Origin of the sequence: Paenibacillus sp. FSL W7-1279, assembly GCF_037969845.1 — a bacterium.
Classification (GTDB): Bacteria; Bacillota; Bacilli; order Paenibacillales; family Paenibacillaceae; genus Paenibacillus_AQ.
This window is the reverse complement of the sequence record NZ_CP150215.1, coordinates 2946393-2963380: the sequence shown is the minus strand read 5'-3', so window position 1 is coordinate 2963380 and position 16988 is coordinate 2946393. Positions and strand designations below refer to the sequence as shown.

The 16988-nt window shown below is 48.7% G+C and carries 18 protein-coding genes; 2 read left to right on the top strand and 16 right to left on the bottom strand.

The window, feature by feature from the left end; genetic code table 11:
• Positions 1 to 80: 80 nt before the first annotated feature.
• From MKY82_RS13175 to MKY82_RS13145, 7 genes are all read right to left on the bottom strand, one after another.
• Positions 81 to 1250, bottom strand: a complete 1170-nt coding sequence (locus MKY82_RS13175; RefSeq protein ID WP_339296669.1) for a cell wall-binding repeat-containing protein — start codon at positions 1248 to 1250, stop codon at positions 81 to 83.
• A gap of 79 nt (positions 1251 to 1329) precedes the next feature.
• Complete coding sequence (locus tag MKY82_RS13170) at positions 1330 to 2580, bottom strand: oligoribonuclease (RefSeq protein ID WP_220685696.1); 1251 nt, start codon at positions 2578 to 2580, stop codon at positions 1330 to 1332.
• A 250-nt stretch (positions 2581 to 2830) separates the two neighbouring features.
• Positions 2831 to 3319 carry an IS200/IS605 family transposase gene (gene tnpA / locus MKY82_RS13165; RefSeq protein WP_071223663.1) on the bottom strand — a complete coding sequence of 163 codons (489 nt, stop codon included), beginning with the start codon at positions 3317 to 3319 and terminating at the stop codon, positions 2831 to 2833.
• A 177-nt stretch (positions 3320 to 3496) separates the two neighbouring features.
• The gene (locus tag MKY82_RS13160) at positions 3497 to 3835 is read right to left on the bottom strand and encodes an antibiotic biosynthesis monooxygenase (RefSeq protein ID WP_339296237.1); all 339 of its coding nucleotides are present in this window, start codon (positions 3833 to 3835) and stop codon (positions 3497 to 3499) included.
• A 147-nt stretch (positions 3836 to 3982) separates the two neighbouring features.
• On the bottom strand, positions 3983 to 4372 hold the full coding sequence (locus MKY82_RS13155) for a rhodanese-like domain-containing protein (RefSeq protein ID WP_194542144.1): 390 nt from the start codon (positions 4370 to 4372) through the stop codon (positions 3983 to 3985).
• Between the two features lie 122 nt (positions 4373 to 4494).
• Positions 4495 to 5493 carry a biotin synthase BioB gene (gene bioB, locus MKY82_RS13150; protein WP_194542143.1) on the bottom strand — a complete coding sequence of 333 codons (999 nt, stop codon included), beginning with the start codon at positions 5491 to 5493 and terminating at the stop codon, positions 4495 to 4497.
• A 195-nt stretch (positions 5494 to 5688) separates the two neighbouring features.
• Positions 5689 to 7614 (bottom strand): LTA synthase family protein, encoded by a 1926-nt coding sequence (locus tag MKY82_RS13145; protein WP_339296236.1) that lies wholly within the window; start codon positions 7612 to 7614, stop codon positions 5689 to 5691.
• A gap of 178 nt (positions 7615 to 7792) precedes the next feature.
• On the opposite strand from MKY82_RS13145, the gene MKY82_RS13140 reads away from it, so the two are divergent.
• A complete protein-coding gene (locus MKY82_RS13140) occupies positions 7793 to 8710 on the top strand; it encodes an NAD-dependent epimerase/dehydratase family protein (protein WP_194542141.1) in 918 nt (305 codons plus the stop codon).
• A 117-nt stretch (positions 8711 to 8827) separates the two neighbouring features.
• On the opposite strand, the gene MKY82_RS13135 is transcribed toward MKY82_RS13140, so the two are convergent.
• Together MKY82_RS13135 and MKY82_RS13130 are read right to left on the bottom strand one after the other, a co-directional pair.
• On the bottom strand, positions 8828 to 9895 hold the full coding sequence (locus tag MKY82_RS13135; protein ID WP_339296235.1) for a glycosyltransferase family 4 protein: 1068 nt from the start codon (positions 9893 to 9895) through the stop codon (positions 8828 to 8830).
• A gap of 15 nt (positions 9896 to 9910) precedes the next feature.
• On the bottom strand, positions 9911 to 10246 hold the full coding sequence (locus MKY82_RS13130; RefSeq protein WP_071224341.1) for a hypothetical protein: 336 nt from the start codon (positions 10244 to 10246) through the stop codon (positions 9911 to 9913).
• Between the two features lie 281 nt (positions 10247 to 10527).
• On the opposite strand from MKY82_RS13130, the gene MKY82_RS13125 reads away from it, so the two are divergent.
• Positions 10528 to 11061, top strand: a complete 534-nt coding sequence (locus MKY82_RS13125; protein WP_339296234.1) for a DUF1796 family putative cysteine peptidase — start codon at positions 10528 to 10530, stop codon at positions 11059 to 11061.
• Between the two features lie 101 nt (positions 11062 to 11162).
• Here MKY82_RS13125 and MKY82_RS13120 read toward each other — a convergent pair whose 3' ends face one another.
• The 7 genes from MKY82_RS13120 to MKY82_RS13090 form a co-directional block, all read right to left on the bottom strand.
• Positions 11163 to 11327 carry a hypothetical protein gene (locus tag MKY82_RS13120; protein WP_194542138.1) on the bottom strand — a complete coding sequence of 55 codons (165 nt, stop codon included), beginning with the start codon at positions 11325 to 11327 and terminating at the stop codon, positions 11163 to 11165.
• Between the two features lie 17 nt (positions 11328 to 11344).
• Complete coding sequence (locus MKY82_RS13115; RefSeq protein WP_194542137.1) at positions 11345 to 12574, bottom strand: glycosyltransferase family 4 protein; 1230 nt, start codon at positions 12572 to 12574, stop codon at positions 11345 to 11347.
• An 11-nt stretch (positions 12575 to 12585) separates the two neighbouring features.
• The gene (locus MKY82_RS13110) at positions 12586 to 13299 is read right to left on the bottom strand and encodes a glycosyltransferase (protein WP_194542136.1); all 714 of its coding nucleotides are present in this window, start codon (positions 13297 to 13299) and stop codon (positions 12586 to 12588) included.
• 304 nt (positions 13300 to 13603) lie between these two features.
• A complete protein-coding gene (locus tag MKY82_RS13105) occupies positions 13604 to 13930 on the bottom strand; it encodes an AzlD domain-containing protein (RefSeq protein WP_339296233.1) in 327 nt (108 codons plus the stop codon).
• Complete coding sequence (locus tag MKY82_RS13100) at positions 13921 to 14655, bottom strand: AzlC family ABC transporter permease (protein WP_194542134.1); 735 nt, start codon at positions 14653 to 14655, stop codon at positions 13921 to 13923. The genes MKY82_RS13105 and MKY82_RS13100 overlap by 10 nt, the downstream gene beginning before the upstream one ends.
• Before the next feature lie 164 nt (positions 14656 to 14819).
• Positions 14820 to 15956 carry a zinc-dependent alcohol dehydrogenase gene (locus MKY82_RS13095; protein WP_339296232.1) on the bottom strand — a complete coding sequence of 379 codons (1137 nt, stop codon included), beginning with the start codon at positions 15954 to 15956 and terminating at the stop codon, positions 14820 to 14822.
• Between the two features lie 114 nt (positions 15957 to 16070).
• Positions 16071 to 16988 (bottom strand): DMT family transporter, encoded by a 918-nt coding sequence (locus MKY82_RS13090; RefSeq protein ID WP_194542132.1) that lies wholly within the window; start codon positions 16986 to 16988, stop codon positions 16071 to 16073.

The following is a 16988-nucleotide window of genomic DNA, read 5'->3' as shown; positions in this document are numbered from 1 at the left end:
ATGTTAGATCTGGCGGGATGCCCTCTTTTTCTGTTTTACGACGCAGCGTGTACGAATCGATATGACAATAGGAGGATCCATTAGTTATGTCCAGACTCCATATCCAAAATCTCATCAAGCTCGCCCTGAAGCTTCTTGGTCAGTGTCTGTTCGTCACCAATGATCCAGGCGTGATTGTACGGAGCCTCCCCATTGGACGCAGCAAGTTGACGGCGGATCGATTCAACATACTTCGTAATGGAGCGTGGCACCCCGTCTCGCTCCGTAAACAATAAAGGGGCATGCTTACCCATATGGGACAATGGAGCGGCTGCAATGGACAATACGGGCGAATCCGGCGTCGAGAACGAGAGACTGTATCCCGGCGATTGAACGCCCCAACCGAAGCCTGTTACGGGATCATTAAACTGCGCGAAATGAACGGCATTCTCGAATGGGTCATCCCCGGATATTCGCGTCACCTTACCATATTGCCGCAGCTCGTCCTCTACTGCCCGGGATACCACCTTTTCCGGACCGATGATATAGATATTCGCTTTCCCTTTCCGCTTATGAAGCGCCTGTGCCGTTTCTTCAGGGACATTCTTCTCGCCAACATACAGCATTGTTTCCGGCATATGGGCAATCCAGCTCACCGCTGGGAGCGTATAATCCGGACGGTCCATCGATCCGACAATAACCGAGGTGGGTACAGATCCGGATACCTTAGCAGCATATTCATCAATCGCGGCTGCAGCTCCTTCAGGTTCCCCGGCAGCAATGTGATCAAGCTTGTATTCAAGCCCGTTCAGCTCCTTCATCACCTGATCCGAGATTGGTCCGACGGTGATAATCTCAATGCCCTTGTTATGCTCCGCTCCCCTTGGCTTCAACCGCCGCAGCTCTTCCAGCGTTTCCTTGGGAATCCCCTCTTCTTCCACAAACAGCAGCGGCCCTTCGCTAAGCTGCGTCAGATCGACGCTCACAGCCGCTATGGACCATTTAGCCGCATCCACCAGAATCACCGTCTGCGGACGACTGTGCTCATTCGTGGACTGCCACAGCGTCTTGGAGGTCAATACGGCCGCATTTACAGGATCGGATGTATTCAATCGAATGGTGTTCTTCGTAGCGGACCATGGTACAGGGACATCCTTCAGCAGCTCTTTGCTGTGAACAGCCGAGGGGATGGAGGGTTCGGAATGACTTTGAGTCTGACTCCATGCGAGGATGCCTGCCGTTAACAGGGCAAGAGCCCAGCCAGCGATCATTTTTTTCACCGTATATTCCTCCTGTCTCACAATGAAGTCTCTCTAGGACTGATCTACTCCACTCTTGATGCTGTTTAAGCTACAGATCTTCCATTAACTTCTCCTCGTCCATATCCAGCGGCAGGCCTGGACGATCATTGGTTCGGTTTCGCACCCATTGCTCCTTCAGCATCTTCACAAACACGTCATCCCGGGACAGCCAGACGCCATACTGCCGCTTCATGTGCCGCTCCGCCTCCTCGAACGATCTGAACCGGAACGGGAGAGGTTCCCCGTTCCACTCGACAATCCATTCACCGGCGTTGGCATAAACAAACAGCAGATCCTCGCCCCAGCTTTCGTATAGCACGCCGGACTCCGCGCCCTTAATGTTGAACTGATTCCGCGAAGCATCGAACCGGATCGGTTCCAGCTCGAACGGTTCAGCAGCAAATAACTGATACACTTCCTCCGTGATCGTGCACCCCGCTGCTTTGGGATGACCGCCTCCCCCGTACCGCATCGCCACATCGGACACGTCCACGTGATCATGAATCGTGCGAAGGCTCATTTTCCTTCCCCCCATGTTCAAGATAGCAATGTAATCAAGGTGGGGATACGTCGTTCCCAGTTCGCTGGCAAGTTCAGAGTGATAGGATTCGGCATATACGATGCCTACGCAATGCTCCCCCACGAAGGTCTGGATGAGCTCTCGCTGCTTGCGGCGGATGTAACGATCGATTTTATTCTCTTCCATGTCCAATATTTTTTCTTCAAACTCATCAAAGAAGAAGCCCCCTTGCTCCCGCAGACGCTGCGTCATCTTGCTCTCAAACTCGTCAAGGGACAACATATAGAACAAATCGTTCAGGCGTTTAGCCTCAACCTTCTGGTTCTCTTCCCATTCCCACGTATCATAGAGGCGAACCAGCTCTACGAATTCATCCAGCGCTTCACTTCTGCCCAGATGTCCATGCTCGATTAAATATTCATAGAATAACGAGGTTGCCGATGCCAAGCGGCCGTCCCGATGCGTGACGTCCACTTGCCCCCAGCTATATTCATTCAAGTGAAGAGCCGTTTTATGGTGATCGATAAGCTGCACCTGCCCTCCCTCTTCAACAAACACGTTCAGTTCCTTCTCCATATCCGGAGCGACCGACAAATCCGTAATAAACAACACATCATACGGATTATCCTGCAAGGAAGTCCGGTTCAGATACCTTGCGACTTGTTGATTCAATCCGTGAATGGAGTTGTAACGGACATCAATTCCTTCGCCGAAAGCGCATTTGGCGATAATGCCGCAACCGACACCATCCAGATCATTATGGCTGTACAGATGATACATAGGTGACTCCCTCCAAACAGTAGGTTGAATGTATAGCTGATCCAAGTCTTTCATCCCTTTACAGTTCCCTAAAATCTGCCGTTTTAACCCCCTGTCAGCCCTACCCGATGGTACAATGTAACAATCAAAACCACCCGTGTGAACGGGTGGTTTGCTCTGCGGCTGAAAGCCTTTGTTACTGGCCAGCCCTAAAGGGCATTGAATCGTTCGCCAACCGCACTACTTTTTCGGCTACCCCTTAAGGGGTCTTCTAGTTCTTCTTCTTTCGTTTGCTTCCTGTTTCTTCTCCTGTGAATGGATCTATATACTCTTCCAGCGTCATTTGCTCTGCAACCACGTCTTCTTGTAACTGATTTCGTATATACTCTTCAATCACTTTCTTGTTCCTTCCTACCGTGTCCACATAAAACCCTTTACACCAGAATTTTCGATTCCCATACTTATATTTTAAATTTGCATGGCGATCAAATATCATTAAGCTACTCTTCCCTTTTAGATACCCTATAAATGATGACACACTTATTTTCGGCGGTATACTTACCAGCATGTGTATATGATCTTTACATGCCTCTGCTTCTATAATTTCTACACCTTTTCTTTCACACAATTGTCTTAGTATTTTTCCTATATCTCTTTTCAATTTCCCATAGATCACTTGTCTTCTGTACTTTGGTGCAAACACTATGTGATACTTACAATTCCATTTTGTATGTGCTAAACTGTTCACATCAGATGCCATCTGATCTCCTCCTCGTGTTTTAAATTTGGTTGGCGAACCGAATTTATCTTAACACTTCGGAGGATTTTTTTTATACAACGCTTAAGCTATCCTGAACCATACGCATAGCGTATGGTTTTCTTTTTACAAAAAAAAGAAGCAGCTTTAACAGCCGCTTCTTTCTGGATAATGAAATTATTATGCCTGTTGAACAGGTCTCGGTCCTTTGGTTGCAATAACCTCATACATGCCGTGGCTGGAGCTGATCACATGCTCAGGCTGCGGCTTGCCGCGGTTATCACGATGTCCTTGAATATGCGCGGGACTGGTCTCCCAGCGTTTCCACGCCTCTTTGGATTCCCAGCGAATCATAACGATAACCTCTTCCGTTTCGTCGGTACGCTTTGCATTCTTGACAAGGACATTCAGATCAATGAAACCTTCAATTTCTTCTATGGGTCCGGGCTTGCTGAAACGCTCTACAACCAGATTGGATGTGCCTGCCTTAACAATAATCGTTTTCGTCTCGATCAACATATTCAACGAACACTCCCTTAGCGAAAATAACCGTAATATGAACGATATTCTTTCATTCTAAATGATAACGATTATCATTGTCAAATTTGATCCCCTTACCCGAAAAACAAAAAATCTGACCAGCAAAGTCTGCTGATCAGATCGTCATTAATTCAGTGAAACGTGCTGCATGGAATTGCAAGCTGTGCAATCCTCCTGTAAATAAAAAAGCGAAGTAAAGCCGGCCTTCTTCAGCTTGCGCGCAGCCAGGATTCCATCCGAACGCTTGGGCGTTACAATGACCACGGAGTCATCGGGTTTCAGCTCCTGCTCCCACACATAAGGCAACCTTCCGAGAGAGATGTTAATCGTCTCTTTCCGCGGACAAGCCATATAATCGGACACATCACGTACATCGAGCACTTTCAGATTCGGACATTCCTTCTGGGCCTGCCGAAGATCACTGCACTTCATGAACCGCAAGCCAGATATAGGTACATACCTTCGGTAATATAAACTGAGTATAAATATAATCAGAGCGGCAGATGCAATCAGCACAAAGCATTCCCCCATCATTGTCATGTGCATCGACTTGATGCTTGGTGAGCATGGAACTTTCAACTTCCATCCCCTACCCCTACGGGTATATAGTATGTGCTTCATGCCTAAATGTCAATACATCATGACAGAGCGCATTCCTCAATTTCAAACCCTAGGTCTTCAATCAATCCCCAGTCTGCGTTATGGGCCTGGCCTTCTGTTGTTAAATAATCGCCGATGAAGATCGAATTGGCCGCATATAATCCCAACGGCTGCAAGGAGCGCAGATTCACTTCACGTCCCCCTGCAATCCGAATCTCCTTCGTAGGGTTAACAAACCGCATCATGGCAAGAATCTTCAAGCACATCATCGGGGTCAATTCTTTACGCCCTTCAAGAGGAGTGCCTTCAATCGCATTCAGAAAATTGCAAGGAATCGAATCGGCTCCAAGCGACTTCAGAGCAAACGCAATCTCCACCCGTTCTTCCAGGCTCTCGCCCATTCCGAAAATGGCTCCGGAACAAGGGGACATTCCGGAAGAGCTTGCCTGCTTCACGGTATCTAAGCGGTCATCGTATGTATGCGTGGTCGTAATCTGTTCATAGTTATCTTTGGAAGTATTCAGATTGTGGTTATATCGATGCACGCCGGCATCAGCGAGCTTGCGCGCATGATCCTCATTCAAAAAGCCCAGACAACAGCACACCTTCAGCTGAGTCGTCTGTGTAATCTCCTTCACCGCTGCGACTACATGATCTATCTCCCGATTGGAAGGACGACGACCGGAAGCAACGATGCAATAGGTTCCCGCCTTCCGGCGAATCGACTCACGCGCGCCCTCGAGAATTTTGTCTTTGGTAAGCCATGCGTATTTATCAATAGGCGCTTCCGACACGATGGACTGGGAGCAGTATCCGCAATCTTCAGGACACAGACCGGATTTTGCGTTAACGATCATGTTCAGCTTAACCTTGTTCCCATAATACTCACGGCGGATTCGATATGCAGCCTGCATAACCGTCAGCAGTTCCTGATCCTCGCTGTTGAGAATGGCCAAAGCCTCAATCGGCGTTATTTCATGCCCTCGCACAACGTGATCAGCCAGCTTCGCCCAATCATAATGGATTTGAGTCGTCATATCTTTATTCCCCTCTCTGTTTAAATGTAAACCATTTTAAATCATGATTAGGTTAACAATAAGAGTAATAATAGCATAGATGACAAAACCGTGACAATCCTTCATGGCAGCTTTTACAAAAAAAAGGATTGCTTCATCCATGCCTGCTTCGGCTTGATAAAACAATCCTCTTCCTCGTTAATTATTCATTGAGCTTTATGGCGCTCGCTTGGGCAGCATTTTCACATATTCATCGGACAGCTTCATTAACTGCAGAATATAGTCGTAATCGCCGCGGTACGGCGTGATGTCCGTGACGGGCTCGAGCGTCTTCAGTGAAACCGCCGTGCCATCCTCAAATCCGTCACCGGGAACGAACAGAATGTCATTATTAAAGAAAGAGCCTGTCGGCAAATAATATCTCATCCCGATTACATTGCGGTCCACATTCAGCAGGTCATGCCCAAATGCGTTAAAGCCTTCATCGTCAAGCGATACGCCTAAAAGGTTAGCGACGGTTGGCAAAATATCGACCTGCCCCCCTACCTGCTCGATGACCTTTCCTTCCTTCATGCCAGGTACATGAATGACAAGCGGGATATTAAATCGGCTGACCCGCTCATGGTAAGGAATGCCCAGCGTTGACGAGATCATCTTGGCGTCGGCTTCTGCCGGATTGATGCCGAAGTGATCCCCGTACACCACCAATACGGTATCATCCCACAATCCGTTCTGCTTCAGACGGTCAACCAGAGTACCGAGTGCATAATCCGAATAATTCACCGACTTCAGGTAATTCCCCAGATGGGTCCCTTCCAGTTCAGCCGGCAGAGTGATCTTCGCAAATTCATCCTTCACATGATATGGCGAATGGTTGGATACCGTGATGTAATGGGCATAGGTAGGCTTGTTCTGCTGTTGATTCTCCAGCAGCTTATCCACGCCGACACGGAACAGCTCTTCATCGGAAGGTCCAAACTCATTGAAGTTATCATTCGTGAAGTAGGGCTTGTCGTAATAATGCTGAAAATCAAGCGCAGGGTACATTTTGCTTCGATCCCAGAACTTCACGTCATTCACGTGGAATGTCGTCGTAACATAACCGTGCTTGTTCAAGAGCCGCGGCAGACTTGGCAGCTCTTTATTCCCGAATCCGGTGGACATCGCCACCGTTCCGGTTGGATAAATCGATGTATTGACCGCAAATTCGGCATCCGAAGTGTTGCCTTGCCCGATCTGTTGGAAGACATGCGGGAAATACAGGCCGCCATCTGCGAGCTGGTTCATCACCGGTGTCAGCTCCTGGCCATTCAAGGACTGACCAACCGGAAAATTCTGCAGCGATTCCATCTGAACGATGATCAGATTTTTGCCTTTGGCAGCGCCGTAGTAGTCCGGCTTGTCCTTTGCTTCCTTAACGTAAGGATAAGTCGCCAGGAGCTGCTGGGAGCGCAGAATCGTGTCTTGCAGACTCCCTTCGGCCAGCGCACGGTTCTCCTGCGATATCCGGATCACGGAGGAAACCTGGTAATTCATGAATCCCATTTGCTCCGCTCGCACGATTTCATTCTCGATTCCCCATTCTTTACGGATGATAAGTCCGGACAGAACACCCGCAATGACCAGCACAACCATCATGGATATGCGCCACTTCATGCCAAGCCTGCGCGAATAGGAAACGGAATAACTGGAACGGACTCCACCAAAATGCAATCCTCCTCGGGTGCGGGAACGAATTTTTCGAACCGCCCATATGATCAACAGGACCAGCAGGTCCAGGAAGAAGAGAAAGTGCTCCGGCTCTAACAAAGCCGTAATGCTGGCTCTTACCTGGTTTACTTGCCCGATCCCCGCAAGCGCGGTATATGTCGGTATGGACCCGAAATGAACGTTATAAACAGCGGACGCAAACATGATAAACGATAATACGACATTTAGGATCACATAGACCATCTTTTTGCCTCTTACCGGCAGGAGCAGCTCCAGAAAGCTAATCAGCGCCAGCAGGGATAGCGCGTCGGTGAGCACCTTCCCCCATATGACCCCATTAAACAGAAACACTCTTAGAAGGATCAGCTTCAATAAGAGCGTCAAAAAAACGAGTATGCATAATCTCAACCTTTGTTCAAGGTAGCGTTCCATTTTCCATTCCCTCTTTTGTGTAAAAATAATGTTAAATTGCAGCTTCCATTATAACAGGAATGTAAACGTCAATCTAATCTGCCCATTCCTTCGCCCTCCCTGTCAATTGTCCAATGCATGATCCTTACGTATCACGTAGGATAAAGCATCCCAAACAAAAGGCTGGAGGGTATAAGACATGAAGATGGTTGTAACCGGCGGAGCAGGCTTTATCGGCTCCCACCTGGTGAACGGACTCGTGAATCAAGGCTATGAAGTCCATGTGATTGATAACCTCACAACCGGAGATCCAGGTCGCCTTCACAGCGAGGCGATTTTACATGTAACCGATGTAAACAGCCAGCAGACAACGGCGTATATCTCCGTGCTGAAGCCGGACGTTGTGTTCCACTTGGCCGCACAGGCCGATGTGCAGCGGTCGATCAAAGAGCCTCAACTTGATGCGGATGCGAATGTAATGGGCACCATCAATGTACTTGAAGCTTGCCGCAAGGCTGGAGTCCGTAAGATTGTGTTTGCATCGACTTCTGGCGTATATGGAGATCTGGAGAAATCTCAGCTGACGGAGGATGATCCGGTTAATCCAATCTCCTTCTATGCCCTATCCAAGGTGGCAGGCGAGCAATATATCCGCTTATACCACCGTTTCTTCGGCCTGCAGTACACCATTCTTCGTTATGGGAATGTCTACGGTCCGGGTCAGACTGCGAAGGGGGAAGGCGGTGTTGTGGCGGTATTTGGTGACCGTCTGCGTCAAGGTGCTCCGTTTCATATATTCGGCAATGGCGAGCAAACCCGGGACTTCATTTATGTCAAGGATGTGGTTGAAGCAAACCTCGCCTCCATTCAACACGGGGACGAGAGCGTTCTACATGTTAGCACCGGCACCGGCCATACCGTCAATTCACTCGTCGATCACATCAGCAGACTGCATCCTGACCGCATTGATGTTCACTATTTGCCCGCGAAGAACGGCGATATTCTGCACAGCTGCCTGAATAATGAGAGGACCCGGGCATTGCTGCAGTGGAGTCCGTTATTTAGCCTGGAAGAAGGCATGGAAGAAACCTACCGCCACTGGCTTCGCACATCCTGATTCGGCCAATGAACGCCAGGAGACAGTAGAAGAATGAACATAGAAAACAGCCTGATTCCTCGCTCAACTGGAGGAATCAGGCTGTTTTTTTCGCTCTGAAATTTTGGATCACGGGAATTACAACCCTATCGATTGAAGCAGGCCGGCAAAATTCATCGCATAGATATGCGGATTGAAATGTTGCTCGACATGTCTCATCGCCTGGTCTCGAATCTGTTCACGAAGAACAGGTTCCTTCATGAGTTCAAGCGCTTCGGTAACGGCATGGTCAATGTTTCCGAGCACATAAAACTTGCCTGAGTAGTTATGATGAACCGAGGTGGATACCCCATCCGAATCGGTTGTCAGCACCGGGCAGCGGCAGCTCATCGCCTCAAGCACCGCATAAGGTGCTCCCTCTACCTTGGAAGTGCAGCACAGAAATCCGCCTGAGTCTCCAATAATTGAATAGTAATAAGGCATCTCGGCATTAGGCACGTTGGACCGAAGGGTTAAACGATCCGACAGGCCTAATTCATCAATGAGTAATAGGAATTGCTCCCTTTCTGCCGGCTGGCTGAGCTCACTATCCTCAAACATCCACATTTGGAGATCAGGAACATGCTCTTTAAGCGCATGCCCGACATGAAGAAACTCTCGCCAATTCTTGTTATCCTCGATCCGTCCAAGCCATGCCATTACAGGGCTTGAGGGTCTCGGATAAGAATGGTACGTGAACCGTTGACTATCAAAACAATTGTTGAAATGAAACTGCAGCTTATGCGGATACAGCTCCTGGAACAGAGCGGCAATATGCGGGGTATTGGGATTGAGCAGCGCGTCAGCATATTCATTCACATATGGAACTGCCTGTGAAAGCTGCGCATGGGCAACGCTCTTGGGTCCATACCCTTGAATCTCCAGCACGAATTTCCCTTTGAACCCCAGCATTCGAAAGCGCGGGAAACTGGCGTGATCCGTCGTAACGACGATGACGTCAAAATTATTCGAATCCAAGATGTGCTTGATCTCGATGTCATTGCGGGTGACGTAGATGGGGAAGTCCGCAGCATTCTGCATGCCGGACCCCCAGTTATAATACAGGCAATGCGCCTCGATTCCGGCTAGTCGCAGTGCACGGCATCGCTGTCTGTTTAATGTCTCGACCCCCCCGCTCGGCACATAGTAGACGAACAGCACCTTCATGTCGCACCCCTCCCCTTATTCAATCACTTGAAAATCAGAATGTGAGTAAACGGCCACAAGCTGTCCTTCATTCTTGGCATGTAAGGTAACCAGCGTAGTGAACGCGTAGTTAATATTGGTCACAAGCAGAAGGCTGAATGCCATATTATGGTTCGTGATATTGGGAACATTCACTGTATTTCCAACTGCGACATGAGTCAGTCCGACATAATAGACTCCATGGGGGTGGTATCCATGTATGAGGACATCAAAATCTTCAGTTCCTGCATTGGTAATCGTTAGATCCACCGACTGGATATACCGCGCATCAATTTGACCATATTCCACTGCATCTAAACGAAAGATGGACATTTCATTCCCTCCTGGCTATGGCAGCATCATTAATATCAGGTTATGTAACTACCTCTTCGCGTGTAAGGGCATATCCATAGTGACGATCATCCATTTGTGAGTTACTTGATCCCTGGTCCAAGCCAATTCTTTCAAATTCGCATTTAATATAATGTAAGCACATCTAAAGAAAGGATCGGTGACAAGGGATGTTGAGCCTCCAAGATATCAAAGGCCCCTACCATGCGATATTCAGTTTGGGAAACAACTGTTTGCCGGGTATTGAGCTAAGAGAACACGGTTTGCGCAGATTTGCCGGACCTATCGATTGGATGGGTACTCCGGTGCTGCCTCAAATATCAAGAATGCTTCGCAATCGGTTTGAAGGCATGCTGGTGTATTCCAACTTACTCATGGTTAATCAGGCTAGTGAAGAGCTGTATAATATCTGGGATCAAGAATACGACCTCTATCTTAACCATGATTTTTATGTGCATAACAATTTCCCTCCCGATCTGCTGGGATATCCGGATGTTAAGGTTAAATATGATCGTAGAATTGCCAGATTTCTGCAGACGTTGGGAAGCGGGGGCCGCATTCTGTTTATCCGAACCGATTCCAGTCGCGAGGATATTAAGGAATTGGTAGATTCTTTGAAACAAATATGCTACGGACCTTTCCATGTGCTCGCCGTCAATCATGAACCTGTCCAGGAAATAGAAATGTTGGATTGGAACTTAGAGCACGTTTGCGCTGTAAAAATGCCGAATGTCGATATCTGGTTCAGCAACCGCTTTCGCTGGAGTTTTCTGTTCCAAGGCATGTATTTGATCTAACTTCATAACACGAGATTCGGTTCGAATCATCACATGTTCTCTTCTCCATACGACAATGGCAGACCAATATTAAAACTTGGTCTGCCATTTGACATAGGTTCTTAAACATAGTTTACCGGTTCATCCGGGAGCTTGTAATCTTTCGGAAGTGACTGAAATATTCGGTTCCAAATAACATAATCGACCAACACATCCGGAGTGGATCTTTGATTGACAAAAATCCTGTTGTACAAATCACTCATTACGTTAAAGGCTTGCTGATTCATAAGCTACTCACTCCTTTTTACTGGGATGATTTCTGAGCGATGGCGCCGTAGTATATGTTCAGCATACGTTCGATCATAAGATCCATGGACCAATGCTTATAGGCGAATGTCTTGGCGTTATTACCCAGAAATTTTCGATAATCCTCATCTCGGAGCAGCAAATTGAGGTGCTGGGCCGTGCTTCCCGGATCTCCTACAGGGGCTAACAATCCCGTGAAACCGTGAGTTACCATTTCGGGCAACCCCCCTGCGGTCGATACGACGCTCGGGAGTCCTGCCATTTGGGCTTCCATAACCGAGTACGGCTGGTTATCTTGAATGCAAGTATGGACAAAGATATCCGATTGGCTGAGCAGCCCCGGAACGTTGTCATGCTGTCCAAGGAATAACACCTCATGCTGCAGCCCCGTCCTTATGGCCTGCTCTTCCAGTTGCCCTCGCATGGCACCATCCCCTACAATCCAGCACACCCAGTCGTTTCGCATCCGCTTGAGAATAGCAAGGGATTCAAGCAGCACATGAATCCCCTTCACGAACACCAATCTGGCCGGACAGATAATGACCTTTTTCCCAGGTGGTCGCCGATGTGACGATCCCGCGCTATATTTTGCCTGAAACGCTTCAGCGTCCAGACCATATTGAAACACCGTAATCCGATAATCAGGTACCCCGCAATCGCTCATAAGAACATTCTTGGACCATTGATTAGCCGTAATCGTTAAATCAGAGGACAAGGCCGCATGATACTCAATGGCTGGAAAATAACGCCAGGCGGGACTTCCTTCATTGACGCCTTGTGCAGGATTATTTCGAAATATGTCCTTCATCTCACGTGCGACAGAGCCGTGGATATGCGATACGAGTGGCGTACGCTTGGGTTTTACCCTACTTAAAGAGCGTGTAGAAAAACTATCCTGTGTATGAATGATATCGTATTGCTCCAGCCCGAAATAGGCTGCCGCCAGCTCCATGCAGTAACGCTCGAGCTCATAAAAGCGTATCGCACTATGCTGATTCAAACCAGGAGCCGTCTGCGGATCAAGCTTTGCCTCCAGCATGGGCAGCAAAACTTCTTTGGCTAGTTCCTTCCCTTGGTTGACAATATGGATTTTCCTGTAATCCGGACTGTTTCCGAGCAGATCAACTTCATGACCCAGCTGTTCAAGACGTTTCTTGAGCTCCTGCATGAAGTTATATACTCCGCCAACATGGGGGAGTAGCCAATGGGTTGCCAGTAGTATTTTCATGGTATCCCCCATTATCGGCCAAGCTGAGCCAAATGCTCAAGTACATGGCGGTAATTGTTTTTCACCATCTCATATTCTGGAAGAATTCTCGCTTGATGACGGACCGTACCCATCTGGGAATGTACCCGATACATCGTAAGCATATCCGGTATGAATCCAAAAGAAGCTCCGCTCATTAACAGCCGAATCCAAAGATCGAAATCATGGGTGTAGGGAAGCTGTGGATTAAATAGACCTACCCGGTGAAGCCAGTCTTTCTTCATAATGACCGTGCAGCCGTTAATCGGATTGGAATACGTGAGCTGACGGGCCAAATCTGCATGAGACGCCATGGGAATCCCTTCGTACGGCGTTGTCACCCGGTTGTGCTCATCAATGACGCAAAAACCGGTATACGTGACATCGAGTCCGCTGCTCAGCATATACGACATCTGCCGCTCAATCTTTTGGGGAACATAACGATCATCCGAACTGAGCCAGGCAATATAATCACCGGAAGCATGCAAAATGCCATGATTCAAGGCGCTGGCCGTTCCGCCGTTACTCTTGCCCATATAGTAGACTCTGTTCATGTAAGGTGCGATCAGATGTGAATATTGAGTTGACCCATCATCTACGACTATGATTTCTACGGCAGGGTACGTTTGTTGTACCGCACTTTCCAATGCTTGCTGTATATACTGGCAGTTATAGAAAGGTATGACTATCGTAACCGTCGGCATCATCCCCTGTCTCCTCCTTCTGCCTAACTTGATATATGATCTCAATACATATCATGGGTTAGTACACCATATGCAGTGCACTCGCATTCTGAAAGGGACCCCTGTCCCCTGACATTTGACCAAATAACGGGCAGACGGCTTATATAGTATGAACGAAAGGAATAGTTTCTTGTACATCGTGTGCCTCCCCCTCACTGCACACACAGTGCATGGTCCAGCATGCTGGGAGGGCTGTCGACCACATAAAACAAGCTGTCCTCCCGCTTGTGAGCTGGGAGAACAGCTTGTGCAATCATGCGATATTTAATTAGAAAAACAAGCGGAGCCCCACCAAAGTCAGGATCCCGACAATGACGGTGGCAAACAGGCTTTTTGTGAGAAAAGCGGTTAGGAAAGCGGGCACGGCTGCAATCAATTCTAGTGAATGCCCCCCTGGATCTACACGTCCATCCGATAACAGCAGCTCCTGGGCTAGCAGTGCTCCCATAACGGCAATCGGGACATGATCTAACCACCGGATCATCGCCTCGGGAATGCGGAGCTTGCTCAGAATCATAAGCGGCAGAACCCTTGGAATGAGGGTTACGACAGCACAACCGATAATCAATATGGCGATAGGCCATCTTATTTCCATCGTTCGATCACCATCCCTGCAGTAGCCGCAACCACAATCGCGACTATGACCGCCGCGCTTCCCGGCATAATTGTACTGACAGCTACCACTGAAACAGCGGCAATCATAACCACCATGAAATCAAGTTTATACTTCTTCCGGCTGATCCATTGCAGAGCAAGCAATCCGATAAACATCCCCGGCAATGCAAAATCAAGGCCAAACTTCTCCGGCTCGGGAATCCACTCCCCGACTAAACCGCCTGCTACATTGGCTGCGCACCAGAACAGATACGCCGTAATATTCAGGCCGACCATCCATTTATAGCCGAGTTTTTTCTGCTCGGTGGCCTTGGCTGCCGCTACACCAAACGTCTCGTCGGTTAACAAGGAACCGATGAAGAAGCTTTTTCCCGAAGAAAGACCTTTAAAGTAAGGGGCAAGCGCCGCGCTTAACAGCAGATGCCTGGCATTCACGAAAAATATCGTAACTATGATCGATAGGATCGGGCTAGCAGCCGCTATCATCCCTGCCGCAATAAATTGCCCGGAGCCCGCATAGAGCAGCAGCGAAATGAGCGCGATTTCGAGCAGGGTGAAACCTGCGGTGCGCTCGACAACACCTGCCGCAAAACCGATGCTTAGGTAGCCCAAGAGGGTTGGAATACAATCTTTGAAGCCTTGAAGATAGGTGTTTCCCTGGTTCCCATCCATACTAGCGGGGAGCCGTTCTGACTTGATGCTCATCTGTGTTCGATTCCTCTCTCACTCTACAATTCTATTTTTAATTACTATGAATTCTTCCCGCTGCCTTGTCAACGCTGTTACACCATTTTCCCATCAAAAAAAAGCGCACCAGGAATGCTGCTCATTCGCCAGGAACGCTTTTTTCATTCGGTTTATTTAGCTGCTTAAGGCTTTAAAATGACTTTGATACAGCCATCCTTCCGCTCATTGAAGATATCGTAGCCGTGGGCAGCCTTCTCCATCGGAAGCCGGTGTGTGATGATATCCGAAGGGTCCACAGTCCCTTCTTTCAACATTTGATAAAGGCGCGGCATGTAATGAATAACGGGGGCAAGCCCCATTTTTAACGTAATATTGCGTTCGAACAGCTCTCCAAGCGGAAAGGCATTATACACCAGCCCGTATATGCCGGTTAGCTGGATGGTCCCGTATTTGCGAACCATGTTGACGGCCATGCGGAAAGCTCCTAAAGAACCGCCCTGAACCCTTAGTACGCTGCCCAGCATTTCCAATCCCGTCCGCTTGGCATCAAGGCCTACGCAATCGATAACAACATCCGCGCCGCCCTTTGTGAGTTCTCTGATGAAATCTTCAATCGGTTTGATCTTCTCAAAATTGTAAGTCTCCACGTGATTGGTCCGTTTCGCATGCGCGAGCCTGTAATCCACATGATCAATCGCAATTACCCGCTTCGCGCCTTTTAACCAGGCAAACTTTTGCGTTAGCAGCCCAATGGGACCGCAGCCCAGAACAACCACGACATCGCCTGGTTTAACCCCTCCGTTCTCCACGCTCCAGATGGCTGTGGGCAGCGCATCGGAAAGCATGAGCAGCTTCTCATCTTCCATCTCGGCGTCCTCAGGTATAACAAAGGGCATGGAATTCCCGTAAGGAACCCGTAAAAGCTCTGCTTGCGCACCTTGAAAACCGCCGTAGGCGTCACTATATCCAAAAAAACCGCCGGTATTCTTGCCCTCATTCGCATAATCGCATTGGCTCTCCATGTGATTCTGACAAAACAGGCATTTTCCGCAAGATACAATAAAAGGAATGATCACACGGTCTCCCACTTTGACCCTGCTTACTTCAGGACCTGCATCCACCACGATTCCCATCGGCTCATGGCCGATAATGTAATCATCGTTCAGCTGTTTTAATCCACCATTGTATAAATGCAAATCCGATCCGCAGATGGCCGTGGTGGTGACTCGGATCAGGACATCGTCGCTGTGCCGAAGAACGGCGTCCTTCATATCCTTTACTTGGATCCGATGTCTGCCTTGATAAGTGACTGCTTTCACGCTCGAAACCCCTTCTCGAGTCGATATCCATTTTTGTAAGGATTTGACTTTCTTGGGTTCAGTGTGCGCCATTTCAATCAGAACTACTCCGGCAGAGCAAAAATAAAGCGAAGTTCACCCCAGCGCTTCGGGTTGAAGGTCTACAGGCTGCTTTTTCGATTTCCCGACTTTCAAGAATAATACCAGCCCTAACAGCACGAGCGCCCCCCCTGCCGCCTGCAGGGAGTTCATCGACTCATTCAACAGGAGAAAAGCCAGTAAACTCGCTCCAACCGGCTCTCCAAGAACGCTCATCGATACGGTGGAGGCTGTGGCATACTTCATCAGCCAATTGAACAGCAGATGGCCGAATACCGTTGGCACGACAGCCAATAAAGCAAAAATCCCCCACTCTCGTCCGGAATACCCCGTCATCGGAATGTTCATTCCTACGTTATACACCGCCAGTACGGAGGCCGCTACTGCAAAGACAAGCCAGCTGTATAAGAATGAAGGCAGACGCCGCAGCAGCAATTGACCCAGGAGCATATGCACGGCGACCGCAGCCGTCCCCAGCAGCGACATGATATCACCAGTCAAATGCCCCTTGCTCCCACTGAGTCCGCTGCTCCCAATGAGAAGGAATACGCCGAGGAAAGCGATCGCCATGCCGCCGATTGCCGCCAGCGATGTTTTCTCCTTAAACCAGAAGTAAGCACCTATCATCACAAACACCGGCTGAAGGGCAAGGATAATTGTGGAGCTGGCTACACTCGTCCACTTCAAGGAGCCCATCCATAACAAAAAGTGCAGGGCCAGCATCGAACCGGATAGAAGAAGCAGCAGCAGTTCAGAACGCTTCAACGATTTGATAGCCGGCGCATATTTGCCCGCGAAGGGCAGCATGATCAGGAACGTAATCACCAGTCTGTACATCGCTTGAATGGATACGGGACTGGTGGACCATTTTACGAATATGGAGGAAAAAGAAATAGCGATGATGCCGATAAACAGAGGGATAAATACAGGGATCGGTGCTCGGTTCGAATTCAT

What these genes read in the sequence shown, in the direction of transcription:
- MKY82_RS13175 (WP_339296669.1), bottom strand. Translation starts at nt 1,250, where the DNA reads ATGATCGCTGGCTGGGCTCTTGCCCTGTTAACGGCAGGCATCCTCGCA.
- MKY82_RS13170 (WP_220685696.1), bottom strand. Translation starts at nt 2,580, where the DNA reads ATGTATCATCTGTACAGCCATAATGATCTGGATGGTGTCGGTTGCGGC.
- tnpA (WP_071223663.1), bottom strand. Translation starts at nt 3,319, where the DNA reads ATGGCATCTGATGTGAACAGTTTAGCACATACAAAATGGAATTGTAAG.
- MKY82_RS13160 (WP_339296237.1), bottom strand. Translation starts at nt 3,835, where the DNA reads ATGTTGATCGAGACGAAAACGATTATTGTTAAGGCAGGCACATCCAAT.
- bioB (WP_194542143.1), bottom strand. Translation starts at nt 5,493, where the DNA reads ATGACGACTCAAATCCATTATGATTGGGCGAAGCTGGCTGATCACGTT.
- MKY82_RS13145 (WP_339296236.1), bottom strand. Translation starts at nt 7,614, where the DNA reads ATGGAACGCTACCTTGAACAAAGGTTGAGATTATGCATACTCGTTTTT.
- MKY82_RS13140 (WP_194542141.1), top strand. Translation starts at nt 7,793, where the DNA reads ATGAAGATGGTTGTAACCGGCGGAGCAGGCTTTATCGGCTCCCACCTG.
- MKY82_RS13135 (WP_339296235.1), bottom strand. Translation starts at nt 9,895, where the DNA reads ATGAAGGTGCTGTTCGTCTACTATGTGCCGAGCGGGGGGGTCGAGACA.
- MKY82_RS13130 (WP_071224341.1), bottom strand. Translation starts at nt 10,246, where the DNA reads ATGTCCATCTTTCGTTTAGATGCAGTGGAATATGGTCAAATTGATGCG.
- MKY82_RS13120 (WP_194542138.1), bottom strand. Translation starts at nt 11,327, where the DNA reads ATGAATCAGCAAGCCTTTAACGTAATGAGTGATTTGTACAACAGGATT.
- MKY82_RS13115 (WP_194542137.1), bottom strand. Translation starts at nt 12,574, where the DNA reads ATGAAAATACTACTGGCAACCCATTGGCTACTCCCCCATGTTGGCGGA.
- MKY82_RS13110 (WP_194542136.1), bottom strand. Translation starts at nt 13,299, where the DNA reads ATGATGCCGACGGTTACGATAGTCATACCTTTCTATAACTGCCAGTAT.
- MKY82_RS13105 (WP_339296233.1), bottom strand. Translation starts at nt 13,930, where the DNA reads ATGGAAATAAGATGGCCTATCGCCATATTGATTATCGGTTGTGCTGTC.
- MKY82_RS13100 (WP_194542134.1), bottom strand. Translation starts at nt 14,655, where the DNA reads ATGAGCATCAAGTCAGAACGGCTCCCCGCTAGTATGGATGGGAACCAG.
- MKY82_RS13090 (WP_194542132.1), bottom strand. Translation starts at nt 16,988, where the DNA reads ATGAATTCGAACCGAGCACCGATCCCTGTATTTATCCCTCTGTTTATC.